This window comes from Weeksella virosa DSM 16922 (assembly GCF_000189415.1).
GTDB lineage: Bacteria > Bacteroidota > Bacteroidia > Flavobacteriales > Weeksellaceae > Weeksella > Weeksella virosa.
In genome coordinates this window covers 868513-886641 of record NC_015144.1, presented here as the reverse complement: position 1 = coordinate 886641, position 18129 = coordinate 868513, and the positions used below count along the sequence as shown (strand labels likewise).

Annotated in this window: 18 protein-coding genes; 14 read left to right on the top strand and 4 right to left on the bottom strand. The window is 35.9% G+C overall.

What is annotated here, in order from left to right; translation table 11 throughout:
- The first annotated feature begins 51 nt into the window (after positions 1–51).
- On the top strand, positions 52–756 hold the full coding sequence (locus WEEVI_RS04325; protein WP_041942071.1) for a GLPGLI family protein: 705 nt from the start codon (positions 52–54) through the stop codon (positions 754–756).
- Between the two features lie 70 nt (positions 757–826).
- Here the strand turns inward: WEEVI_RS04325 and rimM are convergent, their stop codons facing one another.
- Both rimM and WEEVI_RS04315 read right to left on the bottom strand, forming a co-directional pair.
- On the bottom strand, positions 827–1351 hold the full coding sequence (gene rimM / locus WEEVI_RS04320; protein WP_013597945.1) for a ribosome maturation factor RimM: 525 nt from the start codon (positions 1349–1351) through the stop codon (positions 827–829).
- A gap of 25 nt (positions 1352–1376) precedes the next feature.
- Positions 1377–1910: a 30S ribosomal protein S16 gene (locus tag WEEVI_RS04315; RefSeq protein ID WP_041942070.1), complete on the bottom strand. Its 534-nt coding sequence runs from the start codon at positions 1908–1910 to the stop codon at positions 1377–1379.
- Between the two features lie 165 nt (positions 1911–2075).
- Here WEEVI_RS04315 and WEEVI_RS04310 point away from each other — a divergent pair, with 165 nt between their 5' ends.
- From WEEVI_RS04310 to hflX, 4 genes are all read left to right on the top strand, one after another.
- Entirely contained in the window at positions 2076–3488 is a 1413-nt protein-coding gene (locus WEEVI_RS04310) for a bifunctional metallophosphatase/5'-nucleotidase (RefSeq protein WP_013597943.1), read from the top strand.
- Positions 3485–4084, top strand: coding sequence for an HD domain-containing protein (locus WEEVI_RS04305; RefSeq protein WP_013597942.1), 600 nt, complete (start codon positions 3485–3487; stop codon positions 4082–4084). Before WEEVI_RS04310 ends, WEEVI_RS04305 begins: the two co-directional genes overlap by 4 nt.
- 47 nt (positions 4085–4131) lie before the next feature.
- Complete coding sequence (locus tag WEEVI_RS04300) at positions 4132–5679, top strand: S41 family peptidase (protein ID WP_013597941.1); 1548 nt, start codon at positions 4132–4134, stop codon at positions 5677–5679.
- 139 nt (positions 5680–5818) lie between these two features.
- Complete coding sequence (gene hflX, locus WEEVI_RS04295; protein ID WP_013597940.1) at positions 5819–7054, top strand: GTPase HflX; 1236 nt, start codon at positions 5819–5821, stop codon at positions 7052–7054.
- 73 nt (positions 7055–7127) lie between these two features.
- Here the strand turns inward: hflX and WEEVI_RS04290 are convergent, their stop codons facing one another.
- A complete protein-coding gene (locus tag WEEVI_RS04290) occupies positions 7128–7568 on the bottom strand; it encodes a hypothetical protein (RefSeq protein WP_013597939.1) in 441 nt (146 codons plus the stop codon).
- Between the two features lie 149 nt (positions 7569–7717).
- Here WEEVI_RS04290 and WEEVI_RS04285 point away from each other — a divergent pair, with 149 nt between their 5' ends.
- Positions 7718–8437 (top strand): DNA alkylation repair protein, encoded by a 720-nt coding sequence (locus WEEVI_RS04285; RefSeq protein ID WP_013597938.1) that lies wholly within the window; start codon positions 7718–7720, stop codon positions 8435–8437.
- A gap of 102 nt (positions 8438–8539) precedes the next feature.
- Here the strand turns inward: WEEVI_RS04285 and WEEVI_RS04280 are convergent, their stop codons facing one another.
- Positions 8540–9247, bottom strand: coding sequence for a Crp/Fnr family transcriptional regulator (locus WEEVI_RS04280; protein ID WP_013597937.1), 708 nt, complete (start codon positions 9245–9247; stop codon positions 8540–8542).
- A 75-nt stretch (positions 9248–9322) separates the two neighbouring features.
- On the opposite strand from WEEVI_RS04280, the gene WEEVI_RS04275 reads away from it, so the two are divergent.
- The 8 genes from WEEVI_RS04275 to WEEVI_RS04240 all read left to right on the top strand — a co-directional run bounded on the left by WEEVI_RS04275 (position 9323) and on the right by WEEVI_RS04240 (position 18081).
- A complete protein-coding gene (locus WEEVI_RS04275; RefSeq protein WP_013597936.1) occupies positions 9323–11704 on the top strand; it encodes a heavy metal translocating P-type ATPase in 2382 nt (793 codons plus the stop codon).
- A 91-nt stretch (positions 11705–11795) separates the two neighbouring features.
- Positions 11796–11969 (top strand): cbb3-type cytochrome oxidase assembly protein CcoS, encoded by a 174-nt coding sequence (gene ccoS, locus WEEVI_RS04270; protein ID WP_013597935.1) that lies wholly within the window; start codon positions 11796–11798, stop codon positions 11967–11969.
- A complete protein-coding gene (gene ccoO, locus WEEVI_RS04265; protein WP_013597934.1) occupies positions 11969–14227 on the top strand; it encodes a cytochrome-c oxidase, cbb3-type subunit II in 2259 nt (752 codons plus the stop codon). Before ccoS ends, ccoO begins: the two co-directional genes overlap by 1 nt.
- Positions 14227–14415: a cbb3-type cytochrome oxidase subunit 3 gene (locus tag WEEVI_RS04260; RefSeq protein ID WP_013597933.1), complete on the top strand. Its 189-nt coding sequence runs from the start codon at positions 14227–14229 to the stop codon at positions 14413–14415. Before ccoO ends, WEEVI_RS04260 begins: the two co-directional genes overlap by 1 nt.
- 6 nt (positions 14416–14421) lie before the next feature.
- Positions 14422–15372: a cbb3-type cytochrome c oxidase N-terminal domain-containing protein gene (locus tag WEEVI_RS04255; protein WP_013597932.1), complete on the top strand. Its 951-nt coding sequence runs from the start codon at positions 14422–14424 to the stop codon at positions 15370–15372.
- A gap of 105 nt (positions 15373–15477) precedes the next feature.
- On the top strand, positions 15478–16932 hold the full coding sequence (ccoG, locus tag WEEVI_RS04250; protein ID WP_013597931.1) for a cytochrome c oxidase accessory protein CcoG: 1455 nt from the start codon (positions 15478–15480) through the stop codon (positions 16930–16932).
- 4 nt (positions 16933–16936) lie between these two features.
- Positions 16937–17383, top strand: coding sequence for a FixH family protein (locus tag WEEVI_RS04245; RefSeq protein WP_013597930.1), 447 nt, complete (start codon positions 16937–16939; stop codon positions 17381–17383).
- Positions 17368–18081 (top strand): sulfite exporter TauE/SafE family protein, encoded by a 714-nt coding sequence (locus WEEVI_RS04240; protein ID WP_013597929.1) that lies wholly within the window; start codon positions 17368–17370, stop codon positions 18079–18081. Before WEEVI_RS04245 ends, WEEVI_RS04240 begins: the two co-directional genes overlap by 16 nt.
- Positions 18082–18129: the final 48 nt, after the last annotated feature.

Below are 18129 nucleotides of genomic sequence, written 5' to 3'. Positions count from 1 at the left end.
TTTGCAAATGTACGAAAAATCAATAATTTTGTTACGAATTGATCCTTAAAGATGAAGAGATTTTTATCCATAACTTTCCTTTTTTTTACTGCTCTTGTGTTTTCTCAAAATACAATAAAAGTAGTTTATAGTGGCGTGATGAGTCTCGATAATAAGAGTTCTTCTTCTAGAACAAACCTGCATGGCGTTTTTGTGCCAACCGAATTCGAACTGAAAATTAATCAAGATTTTTCGGTTTTTCATTATCTAGATCGAATCAATAATGCGCAAGCTGATATGATGTTTATGCTTGGTTTAGATGATGATATGTATATCGACTTGTCTAAAAATTCAGCTTATGAGAGAAGAGAAATCGGTAAGAAAAAGTTTTTGGTACAAAGAGACATTTCGTATTATCCATGGACGATCACTCGTCAATCGCAAAAGATGTTTGGGTATAATATAAGAAAGGCTTTTTTTTCGGAAGGCGAAGAAAGTGTAGTGGCTTATTTTGCTACCGACCTTCCGTTCAGACATGGGCCATACGGTTACTTTGGATTGCCAGGGCTTATTGTCGCTTTGGATATCACAATAAAAACTTCTCAAGGTGCTTTGTTGGGGAAACATTTTGCGCTGAAAAGTATCGAAATTTTGGATGAGTCTCAACCGATTGTGTTACCGAAAGATAAACTAATTTCGTATGATAAAGCAGAACGTTTGGCTGATGAATGGTTTGATAAACAAATAGAAATCCAATCTCAAGGAGTTGAGAAATAAGGAGAACATTTTTGTTTTTTTAAGGGAAATGTAAGGTATACAAGTAGTTAAGGATTAGAGTTTGAATCTTTTATCCTAAATAGATTTCTAATAATCCGTCTGGTATCTCGATCAACATTGCTTTGTTTGGACGGTCAACTTCTAGAATCCATTGATCAATCATCGGAATTAGTATTTGTTTTCCATTGGCGTCAACCTCAAAAAAAGCTTGTGCCGCAGAATCATTGATAGATTTTATCGTTCCGATTTCTGTATTGGTCTGGTCAAATATCGTATAGCCAATTACCTCGTGATAGTAGAAAGAAGTTCCTTCTAATTTGGGCAGCGTGTTTAGGGGTAAATAAAGCGACCGATTGATGAGTTTATCGACTTCATTGGCCTCGAAATCTTCAAACTTTACCAATAATTTATCGCCCTGATAAGATTGTACAGACTCTATAAAAAAAGGAATCAGTTTTCCATTACTTTCAATGAAAACTGATTCCAATGTACTGTATAATTCGGGTTCGTCTGTATCCAAATGAATGATAACGTTGCCTTTGAAGCCGTGTTTTTTAGTTATTTTCCCTAAGTAATAACACTCGTTAATATCCATTCTCTACGTATTACTCGAACAAAAATTACTCTGCAGTTTCTTCAGAAGCTTCTTCTGTTGTTGCTCCTTCTGTTGCAGTCTCTTCTTGTGCAGCTTCCTCTGCTTTAGCAGCATCTTCTGCCGCTTTGATGCGCGCTTCGTTTACTGCTTTTTCTGCCTCTAATGCTTCTTTCTTCGCATTAGCAGCTGATTGTGCTAGACCATCTTTCTTAGCCTGTACTTTTGCTTCTTTTGCTTCTAACCAAGCAGCAAATCTTTTTTCAGCTTCCTCTTCGTTAAAGGCTCCTTTAGCAACACCTCCTAATAAGTGTTTTTTCATATACGCTCCTTTGTACGACAAGAGTGCTCTTGCAGTATCGGTTGGTTGCGCACCAGTTTGTAACCATTTAACAGCTGAGTCTACGTTCAATTCAATTGTTGCTGGATTTGTAATAGGATTGTACGTTCCTAACTTCTCAATGAAACGACCATCACGCTTTGCTCTTGAATCAGCAACTACGATGTGAAAGAATGGTTTTCCTTTGCGACCATGTCTTTGTAATCTAATTTTTGTAGCCATAAAATAACTAAATGTTTGTGGGAACTCGTCCCGTTTTACGTAAATTTCGAGGTGCAAAGATACAATTTTTTTAAATATCTAACACTTAATTTTATCTCTATTTACTTTTTTTTCAACTATAAGCAAAACATCTTTCTTACCTTTACCGTTCTTAGTTTTTTTGGTATGATTATTCGCATAACTTTCTTTTTAATAACTTCTTTTCTAAATGCTCAAACCTTGCAAGTACTCTATTTTACAGATGCACACCAGCTATATGAGTTGGACGATGTACCCGGTGGAAGAGGTGGGTTTGCACGTCTGAAAACCATCGTAGATCTAAGTAAAAAAGAAGATCCTGCAACCCTAACTATTCATGGAGGAGATTTTGTCGGTGGAGTTTTGTATGGTGGTATGTTAAAAGGTAAGAATATGCCCGAAGTTTTTAATCGGATTCCGGTAGATATTCTCAATTTCGGACAACATGAGTTTGATTACGGTGTGGAGCACATCCAACAATTAATTCCGAGATTTACCGGTAGTTTTTTTACGACAAATTTAATCGGTGAAACATATCAACCTTTCTTTCAGTTACCAACTTATTTGGTGAGAAAAGTTAATAATCAAACTATTTTGTTTCTCGGGCTGACCGATCAGATGCAAACCACTATCCAGGATAAACGAGTACAGCAAGCAGATATTTTTCTTTCGGTAGAAAATGTTTTGGCGCAGTTCACTGATCAAACAACAGATCATATAGTGGCAATTTCTCAGATGGATTTGGCAAAAAATATTGCGTTAATCGAGCAATTTCCTCAAATAGATCTGGTTCTTACCGAAGAACTACACGAGTACAACTCGCAAATAAATTATGTTGGTAAAACGCCTATTGTGGCACCTTCTGGCAATATGAGTGCCGTTGCAAAAATTATTTTATCGAAAAACAAACTTCCAGAAATACAAATAATCCCATTGGATAAAGAAGTGAGAAAAGAGAAAACTCTAGCGCTACGAGAGCAGCAAGAAAAAGAGTTTATAGAGCAACAGCTCAACGAAAAAATAGCAGATTTAGTTGTGGATTTAGATGTACAATCGGGTTTGAAAGGGGAATCGTTGGCCGGAAATTTAGTAACCGATGCTATGCGTTTTTATTACAATGCCGATGCTGCAATTATCGATGCGAATGGAATTAGGAATGTGGTAAACAAAGGAGATTTCACCATAAAGTCAGCCAGAACTTTGTTACCTTTTGGCAATAAAATGGTAGTGGTTTCGATAAAAGGAAGGGATCTAAAAGATTTTATTTTGAGTAATTTTCTGTTAGACAAACCAAAAATTATACAAGTGTCAGGCTTTTCTTATCATTATAACTCGAAAAATAAAACTATAAATTTCCCTACCTTGCAAGATGATCAAATAATCCGATTGGTGTTGAATGAATATAACTTTCGTCGGTTGAAAAACTTTGAAGAAGTTTTAATCAATGCCAATGATCAACAGTCTGTTCAAGATTATGAGGTTTTGATAACTTTTGCAAGAAAACTACAATCCATCCAACCGAAATTAGAAAAAAGAATCCTGATAAATAAAGAAAAATGAATCGGAAAGAATTATTAGAGAAAACGCAAAACCATATTTATGCTCTTTTTTCTGAAGAAGCAACCGGGCACGACTATTATCATATGGAGCGAGTGGTGAACAATGCCAAAAAAATTCTAAGATACGAAAAAGCCGATCCTTTCTTGGTAGAAATGGCTGCATGGTTACACGATTTGGGCGATGCTAAATTGCACCAGGGAGTGGATCTTTCGGAGCAATTAATAGGCGAGTTTTTAGAAGGAAGCGAGGTTAATGAAGATATAATAAAAAAAATTCAACAAATTGTTTCAGAAGTATCGTTCAGTAAGAATGAAAAGACAAGCAGTTTAGAAGCTAAAATTGTGCAAGATGCAGATCGTTTAGATGCAATTGGTGCGGTGGGTATTGCGCGCTGTTTTGCGTATGGCGGAAGTGTTGGTAATTTACTTTATAACCCAAAATCTGTAGAAAAAAAATCGTCGAGTGTACAACATTTCCACGATAAACTATTCAAATTAAAAAACCTAATGAATACAGAAACAGCAAAGAAAATGGCTGAAGAACGACACGTGTTCATGGAAGGTTTTATCGAACAATTTTATCAAGAAGTACGCTAAAAAATTGTAATTACAAACGAAATAGTGAAAAAGCCTGAAAATATTTGATGAAAAACTTACTTTTCTTTATTCTCGGAACTCTCTTGGTTTCTTGTCATTCGGTAGAGAAATACAACGCTCGTTTAGAGAAAAAAATTCCGGCAGAATTGCTAAAGCAAGATGTAGACTATGCATATAGGCAATTGCTAGACTACCATCCAGATTTGGATTGGTTTATAACCGAAGATTCATTGCGAAATACTTTTACCGCTCTGAAAAATTCGATTAATCGATCAATGACTTCAAAAGAGTTTTATTTTGATCTTCAAGCGGTAATCGCACAAATACGGCAAGCTCATACCTATGTAGATTTTCCGAGTAGAAAGTACACCAAACGAGAGGAAAAGAAAAGAAAAAATACCATAGGACCATTCTCGCAATTCAGGACCAATTATTCCGAAGAAGGGTTGTATGTTGTTCCCTCTAAAGCAGATGATGTTGGGCTGCCAGTTGGGATTTCTATCGTAGAGGTTAATGGTTATCCAGTGAAAGATTATTATCAAAAATATCGAAAATTAGAAACGAGCGATGGTTATAATGAAACATTTATAGATCGAATAATGAGTAAATCATTTTCTACTTTTTTTACGTATGAACATGGTCTAAAAGATAGCCTGCGTTTAACCTTCGATAAAAACGACTCTCTTTTTGTGAAAACCGTTTATCGCAAAAAACTAGATGAGTCAAAATCAATAAAAACAAAAGATTCTCTCCATTTGACTAGAAAAGAACGAAAGCAAAGAGAGTTGAAAAACTTTTATTTTGGTTACGATAAAATCAATAAACAATTTGCAATCGAATTGCAATATCCTACCCAAGATAGTACTATTGCTGTACTAAATATCAGAAGTTTTGTCAAAGGATACCCTAAAAAAGCCTATGCAGAAGTTTTCGAAAAATTGAAGCAATCAAATGTACAATATCTGATTCTAGATCTTCGTGATAATGGAGGGGGATATTTACGCGATTCTGGTGAGCTTTTTTCATATTTATCAGATTCTGCTATTGCATTTACCCAAAAAGCCCATATTACTCAAAAAAACTCTTTGGCCAAAAATTACCATAAAATGTTTTCTGGACCTAGAAAATATACTTTGATGCCTCTTTGGTTGGGAGCTTCGATAGCGACGATTTTCAAGACCAAAAAAGATCAGAACGGAGATTATCTGTATACAATTTCGTCATCAAAACCAAAAAAAATAAAAGAGAACAATTATCGGGGTGTCTTATATGTTTTGCAAAATGGAGGATCTTATTCGGCAACCTCTATTCTCATTAGCATGCTCGATCAATACACGAATGCAGTATTTGTAGGAGAAGAATCTGGTGGAAATTACAACGGTACTATTGCAGGTTTTATTGTGCCTTTCACTCTACCAAACTCACAACTCGAACTGAATATTCCTTTAATGACGATTTGTCCAAACCTAAAAAATCAACATCGGCAAGGAAGAGGAAATTTCCCGGATTTCATCGTAGAAACAACCTTAGATGATATATTTTATGGCCGAGATCCTGTTTTGGATACAGCCTTGAGGTTGATAAACTCAGAATAAAATATTAACTTACAAGAAGAGCAATCTTCGTTTTCGAACAAGAAAAAAAAGAATCTGAATTTTATTTACTTAGGTACGAATATTGTCCAGTAAATCAGGAGTAATCCGTATAATTGCAAAATTAAGCTTGTAAACATACATGTTAGAAAAAAAAGAAGCCCAATACGAAAAAGTGGTTTTGGTAGGATTAATTACCCGCGACCAAACCGAAGAAAAATTAACAGAATACATGGACGAACTTCGGTTCCTGGCATATACCGCTGGAGCAGAAGTTGATAAACGCTTTATTCAAAAGCTCGATCGACCAGATCCTAAATATTTTGTAGGGAGTGGAAAGCTAGAAGAGATCACAAGTTATGTAGAAGAAAATAATATCGATACGGTAATTTTTGACGACGAACTAACGCCATCACAACTAAAAAATATCGAAAAAGTGGTGAACCGAAAAATAATCGATCGCACACAATTGATTTTGGATATTTTTGCTCAACGTGCCCAAACGTCTTACGCTCGAACTCAGGTCGAGTTGGCTCAATACCAATATCTTTTACCTCGACTTACCCGAATGTGGACGCATTTGGAGCGTCAGCGTGGTGGAATTGGGATGCGTGGTCCGGGTGAAACAGAAATTGAGACCGATCGCCGAATCATTCGAGATCGAATTACATTGCTCAGAGAAAAATTAAAATCAATCGATAAACAAATGGCTACCCAAAGAACCAATCGTGGAGCAATGGTTCGGGTGGCTTTGGTAGGGTATACCAACGTAGGGAAGTCGACGTTGATGAATGTGCTTAGCAAATCGGATGTGTTTGCCGAAGATAAATTATTTGCAACTCTAGATACCACCGTGCGGAAAGTTGTGATCGGGAATTTACCTTTCTTATTGACGGATACAGTAGGATTTATAAGAAAGTTACCAACACAATTGGTAGAATCCTTCAAATCGACCTTGGACGAAGTTCGGGAAGCCGACTTATTGATTCATGTAGTAGATATTTCGCATGCAAGTTTTGAGGATCATATAAACTCTGTGAATAAAATTTTAGATGAGATCAATTCTAAAGATAAACCAACAGTTATGGTTTTCAATAAAATAGATAATTTTAGCTATATAGAAAAACCAGAAGACGATCTCACGGTGATGCATTTCGAGAATTATTCGTTAGAACACTGGAAAAAAACATGGATGGCCAAAACATCTTATCCTACCTTGTTTATTTCGGCTACAGAAAAAGAAAATATAGAGGAACTACGTAAAACAATTTATGAAGAGGTGAAGAAATTGCACATTCAACGCTTTCCGTACAATAATTTTCTGTTTCAGTATTATAATGAGGATGGAGAAAACATTTCTGAAGGTGAAAATCTATAATAAAAAAATCCCAAAAGTACTTTCTTGCGAAAGACTTTTGGGGCACCAAATAAATCCTTAACAACCTAATATATTATAGAATTAAGTTTTTATAGCCTTTATCTTGTAGGTCGAAAAGATAAATAAATGCATTTGGCGTTGTGCGCACAAACGATAAATATTGATCTTTTGTAACTCCTAACTTATTCATCGCAAATTCGCAAGAAACAAAAAGAATTCCTGCTTTATTGGCTTCTGCCATTGCGTTTTTCAGATCTTGATCAACAGCAATATCTTTTACAACATTTCCAATCAAAACAATTTCGAAAACCGTTTTCGGGTTATTTTTAATCATTTCTTCTCCTGTCATAATTGCAGCCATCATGTGCATTTTATTTTGCACCATAATGGCATGTTTGTCTTTTACTTTTGTCTGAATTACAGCAGTAGCGACTTCATTATAATCCGCTGCTTGTATAGGAAGTGCAATACAGCTTGCAAACAATGTGGTGAGTACAAAAACTGATTTCTTCATGGTAATTATTTTATATTAACACAAAATTACAGTATCCAAAAAAAGCTTACAGTAACAAATGTTACAGTGCATTTTTATATAGCTGTCCATTTTATTATTTTGTGATTTTCGTCTAGATTCTATCTTTGTGGACTAAGATTTTCGGTAGGATGAAAAGCAAAACAGTAGAATATATACAAGAAGCTTTATACGATTTGTCGGATAAAGATAAGATAAAAAAGTTGCAACAATATTTCAAAACCCAACCAGGAGAATACGGTGAGGGAGATCTGTTTATCGGTGTTAAAGTACCTGATCAACGGAAAGTTGCCAAGGAGTTTTACACCAAAGCTTCATTTGCCGATTTGGCAGAATTGCTTTCTCAGCCGATACATGAGGTTCGTTTAACGGCAACTTTTATTTTGGTTTTACAATACGAAAAATCAAAAGATTGGGCAGAAAAAAAGACAATTGTCGATTTTTATTTGTCGCATACTGCAAGTTTCAATAATTGGGATTTGGTCGATTCTTCGTGTTATAAAATTCTTGGACATTATGCTTTTCATCAAAACCAAAAAGAAATTCTCTTGCGTTTGGCAGAGTCGCCTTCTTTGTGGGAAAAACGCATGGCAGTAGTGTCGACTTTGTATTTCATCAAACAAAAAGAATTCTCGATTGTTACCCAAATTGTAGAAAAAAATCTACATCATCCACACGATTTGATGCACAAAGCAAATGGTTGGATGTTGCGTGAAATGGGAAATGTCGACGAGGTGAGTTTGTTGATTTTCCTCGATGCGTTTGCACAAGAATTGCCAAGAACGACTTTGCGTTACGCGATCGAAAAATTACCTGAAAATATTCGACAAGAATATCTAAAAAAGAAGTAAAAAAAAGGGAAATCAAAATACAATTGATTTCCCTTGATTCGATAAATTTAATGTAAAATAAAACAGAGCTTTTTCGGGCAGGAAAAAGTCTACAATCTTTTTTTATAGAATAACGTGTCCTAACTTGGTAAGTTTCTGATGTTCTATGATTTTTATTTTTCTACCTTCTACCTCGATTAAATGATCTTGTTTGAATTCTGAAATCAATCGAATAGCCGACTCGGTAGCAGTCCCGATTAGGTTAGCCGTTTCTTCGCGCGTAAGCGAAATGTTGATAAAACCATCCTTGTCGGTTCCTAATTTTGCTTCGAGTAAGAGTAAAACTTCAGCCAATCTTTCGCGAACTGTCTTTTGTGCCAAATAGGTAATGGTTCTAGCATATTCACCCAAGTCTTTGGCAATACGTTGTAAAATATTAAAAGCTAATTTTGGGTTAGCTTCTAATAATTTGATGAAGAATTTTTCGGGTACATAATAAATCTCACAATTACTCATCGCCGTCGCCGAAGCACCAAATGCTTCTTGGCTCAATATAGAACGGTAGCCGATAATGTCTCCTTCATTTACAAAACGTAAAATTTGCTCTTTCCCGTTGAAGCCGACTTTAAATAATTTTGCCGTACCTTTGATCATGCAATAAATCCCTTTTGGGGTAGCTCCCTCTTGTATGATTTCGTCAGCTTTTTTCAGATTAAGAATCTTTTTCTCAGCATTGAATTCGATTAAATCTTCGGTGCTAAAAACACCAAATTTTTCTGGATGTTCGAATAAAGCTTTGATTGTTTCTACATTTTCGTTAAATTCTGACATAGAGTTGTTAGTTATGACTTAAGTCATGCAAATATAGGAGTATTTCTGGGGATTCGAAAGTAATTTTGTAAAACTATGGCAGAACAATGTTTCCATTGTGGGCAACAAATAGAAGAGGAGCGCATTCTCTTTGATGAGAAAGTATTTTGTTGCCAAGGTTGTAAAACTGTTTATGAGATCTTGAATGTTAATGATCTGAAAGATTTCTATGAGTTGAATCGGAATGCAGGTGTTCGACCCGATCAACGAAATGCTCATCAGTTCGATTTTCTCAATACACCTGAGATATTCGATCAGGTGGTAGACTTTTCGGACGATGGAGTTACTGTGGTTACTTTCCATGTGCCTGTTATTCATTGTACTTCATGTGTTTGGTTGTTAGAGAGTTTAGAGACAATTAACCCGAATATTATCTCATCTCATGTGAATTTTACCCAAAAAAATGTACAGGTAACTTATCGAGATGAAGAACTAAGTTTAGGAGACTTGGCAAGGTTAATGACTGACTTAGGATACAAACCATCGGTGAATCTTAATACTGTCGATAAAAATAAAAAAAATAAAGTCGATCGCTCATTAGTCGCAAAATTAGTTGTGGCTGGTTTTTGTTTTGGAAACATCATGCTATTGTCTTTCCCAGAATATGTAGAATTTTTCGGGAGCGTAAAAGAATCTTGGTTAGAAGATAATAAAAATCTTTTCCGTTGGGCAATGTTCTTGTTAGCGCTACCAGTATTTTTGTACTCAGGCACCGATTATTATAAATCTGCATGGCAAGGGCTGAAAAACGGAGTAGTTAACCTCGACGTGCCGATTACTTTAGGGATTTTTGTGATTTTTTTCAAAAGTACTTATGATATTGTTTTTGATTTAAGTCCTGGATATTTTGATACTTTAACAAGTCTGATTTTTCTAATGTTAACCGGAAAATGGTTTCAGCAACAAACCATCAATAGTCTTGCATTTGATCGAGATTATAAATCATTTTATCCGATTGCTGTTGCAAAAATTGTCGACAATCAAGAAGTACCAATTTTATTATCCGACCTAAAAAAAGGCGATCGAATCCTTATCCGTGACGAAGAATTAATCCCGGCTGATGTAATCCTTATGAAAGGAGAAGCCATGGTAGATAATAGTTTTGTGACTGGTGAATCTCGATTAATTCAGAAAAAAGCTGGTGATAAAATTTTTGCTGGAGGTAGGATTTCTGGTCCTGCAGTGGAGCTGGAAGTGATTGCAGACATCAAACAAAGTTATCTAACGCAATTATGGAACAATGATGCGTTCAAGAAAAACGATTCAGAACTTAACATTCTTACCAATTACGTAGCAGAATATTTCACCTATATTATTTTGGCGCTGTGTTTAGTCGCAGGCATATATTGGTACATTGTCGATCCTTCACGCATACTCGATGTGGTTGCCGCAATACTGATAATTGCTTGTCCTTGTGCATTAGGACTTTCTTCACCTTTCACCTTAGGAAATATGATGCGGATTTTCGGAAACAAAAATTTCTATATCAAAAACACATCAACAATCGAAAAAATGGCACAAGTAACCGATATTGTTCTCGATAAAACAGGAACAATCACAGTTAGCGAAGTCGACCAGATTAAGTACGAAGGCATAGAGTTATCAGAAGAGCAGAAGAAGATGGTAAAAGTTGTTCTCAGAAACTCGAATCATCCATTATCGCGTTCACTATATTCTGCTTTAAATGTAGAAGCTACTGCAAAAGTAGAAGATTATATGCAAGTAATCGGGAAAGGACAACAAGCGGTTGTCGATGGTAAATTGGTGCAAATCGGTTCTAGAGATTTTGTGCAGGCAATAGAGGAAAGTACAATTAATCAGACAGTTGTCTATATCAAGATAGATAATCAAGTTTTGGGTAAATTTATTTTTACAAGTACCTACCGAACAGGTTTGCAAGCGGTGTTAGAAAATTTAAAAAATTATAATTTACATGTACTTTCTGGTGATAATGATGCAGAAAGAACTTATCTTGCAAAAATATTTCCTGAAGGATCAATATTAAATTTCAATCAATCACCAAATGATAAATTGGTGTACATTGAAAAATTGCAAAAGGAAGGAAAAAAAGTAATGATGCTTGGAGATGGTCTCAATGATGCGGGGGCGCTAAAGCAAAGCGATGTAGGTGTGGCAATTTCCGAAAGCATGAATAGCTTTTCACCATCATGTGATGGGATTTTAGATGCAAAAGAATTCCAACGAATTCCATGGTTTATGAAAATGTCAAAATACACAATGCGTCTTGTGGTAGCAGCGTTTATTATTTCATTTATGTACAACGTAATAGGGTTGTCTTTTGCAGTAACAGGTTATTTAGAGCCAGTGGTAGCAGCGATTTTGATGCCAATAAGTTCGGCTTCTGTAATATTATTTGCTACCTTCGGGTCGAGAATAACAGCTAAAATTACTCGTTAATATTTAGAATGGTTATAAATTAGTAAGATTTCTTTTGTGATGAAGAAAATCATTGTGAAATCTTCTTACGGTTTGTAATTTTGCAAGAGTTATGGGAGTAATAATATTGACCATAGTGATGAGTCTCTGTTTAGGGATTTTGTTTTTGAGCTTGTTTTTCTTAGGGTATAAAACAGGCCAATTCGATGAAGATGAGTCGCCAGCGGTGCGAATGTTGAAAGATGATAAGAAAGTTAATAAAGATAAAGATAAAATTGACACATAATGCAAATGCAGACGTTTAGTTACGATAATAAGATCGTAAAGTACTTTATTTATGCTACACTGTTTTGGGCTGTGATGGCATTCTTTTTCGGAGTTTTAGTGGCAACATTGTTGTTCTTCCCAGATCTACCAGAATACCTTTTTGGGTCAGATGATGGTGCGATTGGAGGGAATATTCAGGGGCTTATTAATACCCAAGGAACCTTAGGTTTTGGTCGTTTACGGATGATTCATACCACTTTTGCAATTTTTGCTTTTGTAGGAAATAGTTTCTTTGCAGGAGCTTACTATTCATTGCAGCGTTTGTTGAAAACTAGAATGTATAGCGATGTGATGAGCTGGACAGTTTTCTGGGGGTGGCAATTGTTTATAATAGCGTCTTTTGTAACTTTTATTTTAGGATATAATACAAGTAAAGAATATGCAGAGCATGAGTGGCCAATCGATATTTTGATTGCGCTTACTTGGGTGTTGTTTGGTGTTCAGATGTTTTTGACTATTGGGAAACGTCGCGTACGTCACTTGTATGTTGCTATTTGGTTTTATATTGGTACGTGGGCAGGGATAACCATGTTGCATGTATTTAATAATTTAGAATTGCCTGTACATTTTAATTTAATGGCGCCTAAGTCATACTCAATATATTCGGGAGTTCAGGATGCATTAGTACAATGGTGGTATGGTCACAATGCGGTTGCATTTTTCTTGACAACACCGGTGTTGGGTATGATGTATTATTTCGTGCCAAAAGCAGCAAATCGACCTGTTTTCTCGTATAAGTTATCGATTATCCATTTCTGGTCTTTGATTTTCGTTTATATTTGGGCTGGTCCACACCATCTTATTTATACTGCTTTACCAGGATGGGCGCAAGCACTAGGAACAGGTTTCTCAATTATGTTGATTGCACCATCATGGGGAGGGATGTTGAATGGTCTATTAACCCTACGCGGTTCTTGGGATAAAGTTCGAGAAAATCCTATCCTTAAATTCTTTGTGGTAGCAGTTACTTGTTATGGTATGGCTACTTTCGAAGGGCCGCTTTTAGCAACAAAAACATTAAATAAAATAGGACACTTTACCGACTGGGTGCCTGCTCACGTACACGTAGGGACTTTAGGGTGGAATGGTTTCATGGCATTCGGTATTATATATTACGTTATACCTAGGATTTTCAATACAAAATTAGCTTCGGTTAAGATGGCTAATGCACACTTCTGGATTGCTACTTTTGGAATTTTGTTCTGGGTAATCCCAATGTATGTTGCTGGTTGGACGCAAGGTTTAATGTGGAAACAATTCGCAGAAGACGGTACGTTAGCTTACCCTAACTTCTTGCAAACAGTAACCATCCTAAAACAATGGTTATACCCATTGCGTGCATTCGGTGGTATATTATATCTGTTAGGAACAATATTAATGATTGTTAATGTATGGAAAACTGTACGTTCAGGGCAGTTTGTGCGAGACGAAGAAGTTCAAGCGCCGGCATTACCGAAGAAATCTGCAGCTCGTCAGCAAGGAGAAGAAGTTCATACTTGGATTGAAAGAACTCCGAAATTATTAACTGTTTTAGCATTTGTAGCTTTAGCGATTGGTGGTTTAGTAGAAATTGTTCCAACAATCGTAGTAAAAGCTAATGTACCAACTATTTCAAGTGTAAAACCATATACGCCGTTAGAAGTAGAAGGTCGAGATATCTATATTAGAGAAGGATGTAATGCTTGTCACTCGCAAATGATACGACCGTTCCGTGACGAAGTAAAACGATATGGAGAATACTCTAAAGCAGGTGAGTTCGTTTATGATCATCCATTCTTGTGGGGATCAAAACGTACTGGACCAGACTTGCATAGACAAGGAGGAAAAAATCCAGATGCATGGCATTATAAGCATATGTGGAATCCAAGAGCAACATCAGAAGGTTCTATCATGCCGCGTTACCCATGGATTATCGAGAATGTTTTAGATGTAAATCATACAGCAGATAAAATGCGAGCTCTTGCTACTCTAGGAGTGCCATACTCTGAAGAAGATTTCGATAGTATGAAAGTATCTATGCAAAGACAAGCCATTGCAATTGAGAAAAGTATTTTTGCTGATGCAGCTGACTTGAAAGATCTTTGGACAAAACGAGAAAAGGAAGAAGGAGATAAATTTGTTCCGCTTCGCGATCGAGAAATTGTTGCACTTATCGCATACCTACAACGTTTAGGTACCGATATCAAAGCACAAGAAACACAAACAGCTAGTAACTAATGTTAAAATATTTCAAAGAGTCATTCTCTAATTATGATTTTTCATCAATATTACAAACCATTTCATTATTGTTGTTTGTAATGTTTTTCCTCGGAACATTTTATTTAGTATGGAAAAAGCCAAAAAAATATTACGAGGAAGCAGAGAATTTACCTTTAGAAGATGATGATACAGAAGACAAAATTTAAAACACTATGAAATTACGTACACCCGCCTACATCTTTATTCCGCTTACCATGTTAGCGATTTTGCTAACATTCGCAATGGTGACTCCGGTAGAAAATATCGTAGAACCAGGCTTCAAAGGGATGATTGATAATTCGATTGCACATATTGTAGCAGCTCTAAAACAAGGAGTTGTATGGGCAGTAATGGCTATCTCTTTGGTGATGTTGTTGATTATTAATGCAATAAATAAGTTAGTTGAATCACAAAAGTTTCAACAATTAACAGAAGATGAAAAAGCAGAATATTTAGCAAAGAAGAAAAAAGGCTATATTAAAAACCTCTTAAGCTCTGCTAATCAACGTCAAACTAAAGAAGAAGAAGAAGCAATTATTATCGATCATGGTTTTGATGGAATCAAAGAATTAGATAATGCTTTACCACAGTGGTGGCTATCACTTTTTTGGTTGGGAATAGTATTTTGCGTTGTTTATTTATTAGCCTATGGGTTCACAGATTTCGCGCATTCTGATGTAGAGTATGCACAAGAAGAAAAAATTCTCAACATCAAAGACTCTATTTGGGCTGTAGAAAATGATATCACTATCGAGGGTGCAGTTAATAAGTTTAACGATCCAGCTGTTGTAGAGCAAGGGAAATTAATTTTCAATACACAATGTACGCTTTGTCACATGGAAGGTGGAAAGGGAGGTATTGGACCAAACTTAACAGATGACTATTGGATAAGCCAAGTAAATGACAGTTTATTCTATAATATATACGCAGTAATATATGACGGATCTCCTACAAACCCTCAGATGAGAGCATTCGGCCAGCGCGGTGAATTGTCAGGCTTAAATATAGAAAAAGTAGCATCGTATGTTTACTACATTAACCAAGTAGAAAAAACATTAACACCTGCCGATGGTGCTGCTGCTCCACAAGGAGAATTGGTAGAAGCGTGGAAAGCTAAAAATTAAGATTTCTAACGACACAATATCAGATAATATGTATCATAAGCAAAGAGAGGGAACTGGCATGGTTTTCTCTCTTTGTTGTATAAAACAAATCAATTATTAAAAATCATGAGCAATATAAAAGACAGTAAAGAAAAAGATTTTCATCAGATGGATGAATCTGTACGCTCAACAATCGGGACAATGGAAAAGTCTGGTAAACGTAAGTGGGTGTACCCAAAAAAACCAAGTGGTAAGTTTACCAATCGTCGGAAGATAGTAGCCTATATACTCCTTACTTTTTTGGTGGTTACGCCATTTGTTAAGTTACCAAACGGCAACCCTTTATTTAAATTTGATATTTTAAGCAGAGAATTTATTTTGTTTGGATTTCCGTTTTTCACCTCCGACTTCTTTCTTCTAGCAATTGGGATGATTACATCCATTATTTTTATCGTACTTTTCACCATGGTATATGGTCGACTATTTTGTGGTTGGGTTTGCCCTCAAACCATATTTTTAGAAATGGTTTTTCGCCCCATCGAATATTTGATAGAAGGAGACAGACCAAAGCAAATACGCTTAGATAAACAAAAATGGGACGAAGAAAAGATTAGAAAAAAACTAATGAAGTGGACCATCTACGCTATACTCTCATTTTTGATTGCCAACGTTTTTTTGTCTTATATTATCGGTGCAGATGCGTTACTAAATTTAGTGAAAGAAGGGCCAATTGAGCATGCCTCAACTTTTATCGGTTTGGTTATCTTTACGAGCTTATTCTATTTTGTTTTTACATGGTTTAGAGAGCAAGCCTGTACTTTAGTGTGCCCATACGGTCGACTCCAAGGAGTGTTGATTGACTCACACACGATTAATGTTGCCTACGACTACCGCCGTGGAGAAGGAAGAATAGGACGTGCAAAATTTAGAAAAAATGAAGACCGAAAAGCTGCCGGCAAAGGAGATTGTATAGACTGTGGACAGTGCGTTGTGGTTTGTCCTACAGGAATCGATATCCGAAACGGAATCCAATTAGAATGTGTAAACTGTACCGCTTGTATAGATGCCTGTGATGAAGTAATGGAGAAAGTAAACCTCCCAACAGGATTGATTCGTTATGCATCAGAAGATAACATCAAGAAAGGAGAACCTTTCCACTTCAATAAGCGAATGATGGCTTATACAGTTGCTTTAATCGCACTTCTAGGTGTAATGACAACCTTTGTTATTAATCGTCCTATGGTAGAGTCAAAATACCTAAAGGTCGTTGGGTCTGATTATGTAGAAGAAGGACAATATTATGTAAATCAGTTTGAATATACATTAACCAATAAAACCAATAATACCCAAGAAGTAAAAATAAAATTATTGTCTCATGACCAATCGGTTGTGGAGATGTATCAAGGTACCAACCATATCCAATTAGAGAAAGGTGCTATTGTACAAGGAAAATTCAAACTAAAAATTCCTAAAAAAGAAGTTAGTTCGTATAAAGAAAGAATAATAATAGGGTTGGTGAATGACAAGGGAGAGGTAGTTGATAAATATAAAACAAGCTTCTCTTCACCTTTTAAATATTAGTTGTATGAAGTTTAAATTTACATGGGCACACGGTGTTGCCGTTGCCCTTGGTATGTTCATGATTTTTATCTTAAGTTTACTATTTTTTGCTGGTGATGTTGGCGAATTAGTAACCGATAATTATTACGAAAAATCTTTAACATTTGAGAAGGATATCGAAGCTGAATCACGAGCGAATCTTTTAGCAAAACATCCACAAATTGTAGAGCAAGCCAACGGTTTCAAGCTAATTTTCCCAGAAGATTTTACTGTTACCGGGGGTACTGTTTATCTTTTGCGTCCAAATAATCAAGAGCTAGATTATCTTAAACCACTAAAACTAAACGAAAGAAAAGAAATGCTAATATCCTCAGTAAATTTGGTTCCAGGCGAATACGATTTGGCCCTATCATGGGAAATGAACGGCAAAAAGTATTTGTTGAAAAAACCACTTAGATGGCACAAACATTAATCCTCTTAGCACTCGGATTAGGTTTTGCCACAAGCCTACATTGTGTTGGCATGTGTGGTCCGATTGCTCTATCGATTGGTTTGAGTGCTAAAAATAAATTAAAATTTACGCTAAAAAATCTCACCTATCAATTCGGGCGTGTAACAACCTATACGATTTTGGGGCTTATACTTGGATTGATAGGCGAGGGATTTAGCTTTGTAGGATTCCAAAATTATCTAAGTATTGCAATCGGTGTATTGATGATTATTATGGTGTTGATTCCCAAGTTTTTCGATAATCAGAGCATCAATGCAAAGCCTTTGCAGGCCATCTTGCTAAAAGTAAAAGTTGGTCTTGGTCGTTATTTGAGAAGACAAGATTTCTCGTCACTTTATACTACCGGATTACTCAATGGCTTATTGCCCTGCGGAGCAGTATATGCCGCACTTACTGCAGCCATCGGTGTGGGCTCTTTTGAGCAAAGTACACTGTTTATGTTCTTTTTCGGGTTAGGAACAATTCCATTGATGTTTCTTACGGTCATGTTTGGGAATTTTATCAGCTTAGAGTGGCGTCAAAAAATCCTGAAAATCTTACCTATTATCATCCTAGTTTTAGGTATATTGTTTATTCTACGAGGATTAGAGCTCAATATTCCTTATATTTCTCCGAGCAAAGAAGTCTTACAAATTGATGCGGCAGAGTATTGCCAATAATCAAAAATATAATATTTTCTAATCATTAAATAAATTGTATTTTTGGAT

Excerpts from the sequence above, each read along its gene's own strand:
- WEEVI_RS04325 (WP_041942071.1), top strand. The coding sequence starts at position 52 with ATGAAGAGATTTTTATCCATAACTTTCCTTTTTTTTACTGCTCTTGTG.
- rimM (WP_013597945.1), bottom strand. The coding sequence starts at position 1,351 with ATGGATATTAACGAGTGTTATTACTTAGGGAAAATAACTAAAAAACAC.
- WEEVI_RS04315 (WP_041942070.1), bottom strand. The coding sequence starts at position 1,910 with ATGGCTACAAAAATTAGATTACAAAGACATGGTCGCAAAGGAAAACCA.
- WEEVI_RS04310 (WP_013597943.1), top strand. The coding sequence starts at position 2,076 with ATGATTATTCGCATAACTTTCTTTTTAATAACTTCTTTTCTAAATGCT.
- WEEVI_RS04305 (WP_013597942.1), top strand. The coding sequence starts at position 3,485 with ATGAATCGGAAAGAATTATTAGAGAAAACGCAAAACCATATTTATGCT.
- WEEVI_RS04300 (WP_013597941.1), top strand. The coding sequence starts at position 4,132 with ATGAAAAACTTACTTTTCTTTATTCTCGGAACTCTCTTGGTTTCTTGT.
- hflX (WP_013597940.1), top strand. The coding sequence starts at position 5,819 with ATGTTAGAAAAAAAAGAAGCCCAATACGAAAAAGTGGTTTTGGTAGGA.
- WEEVI_RS04290 (WP_013597939.1), bottom strand. The coding sequence starts at position 7,568 with ATGAAGAAATCAGTTTTTGTACTCACCACATTGTTTGCAAGCTGTATT.
- WEEVI_RS04285 (WP_013597938.1), top strand. The coding sequence starts at position 7,718 with ATGAAAAGCAAAACAGTAGAATATATACAAGAAGCTTTATACGATTTG.
- WEEVI_RS04280 (WP_013597937.1), bottom strand. The coding sequence starts at position 9,247 with ATGTCAGAATTTAACGAAAATGTAGAAACAATCAAAGCTTTATTCGAA.
- WEEVI_RS04275 (WP_013597936.1), top strand. The coding sequence starts at position 9,323 with ATGGCAGAACAATGTTTCCATTGTGGGCAACAAATAGAAGAGGAGCGC.
- ccoS (WP_013597935.1), top strand. The coding sequence starts at position 11,796 with ATGGGAGTAATAATATTGACCATAGTGATGAGTCTCTGTTTAGGGATT.
- ccoO (WP_013597934.1), top strand. The coding sequence starts at position 11,969 with ATGCAAATGCAGACGTTTAGTTACGATAATAAGATCGTAAAGTACTTT.
- WEEVI_RS04260 (WP_013597933.1), top strand. The coding sequence starts at position 14,227 with ATGTTAAAATATTTCAAAGAGTCATTCTCTAATTATGATTTTTCATCA.
- WEEVI_RS04255 (WP_013597932.1), top strand. The coding sequence starts at position 14,422 with ATGAAATTACGTACACCCGCCTACATCTTTATTCCGCTTACCATGTTA.
- ccoG (WP_013597931.1), top strand. The coding sequence starts at position 15,478 with ATGAGCAATATAAAAGACAGTAAAGAAAAAGATTTTCATCAGATGGAT.
- WEEVI_RS04245 (WP_013597930.1), top strand. The coding sequence starts at position 16,937 with ATGAAGTTTAAATTTACATGGGCACACGGTGTTGCCGTTGCCCTTGGT.
- WEEVI_RS04240 (WP_013597929.1), top strand. The coding sequence starts at position 17,368 with ATGGCACAAACATTAATCCTCTTAGCACTCGGATTAGGTTTTGCCACA.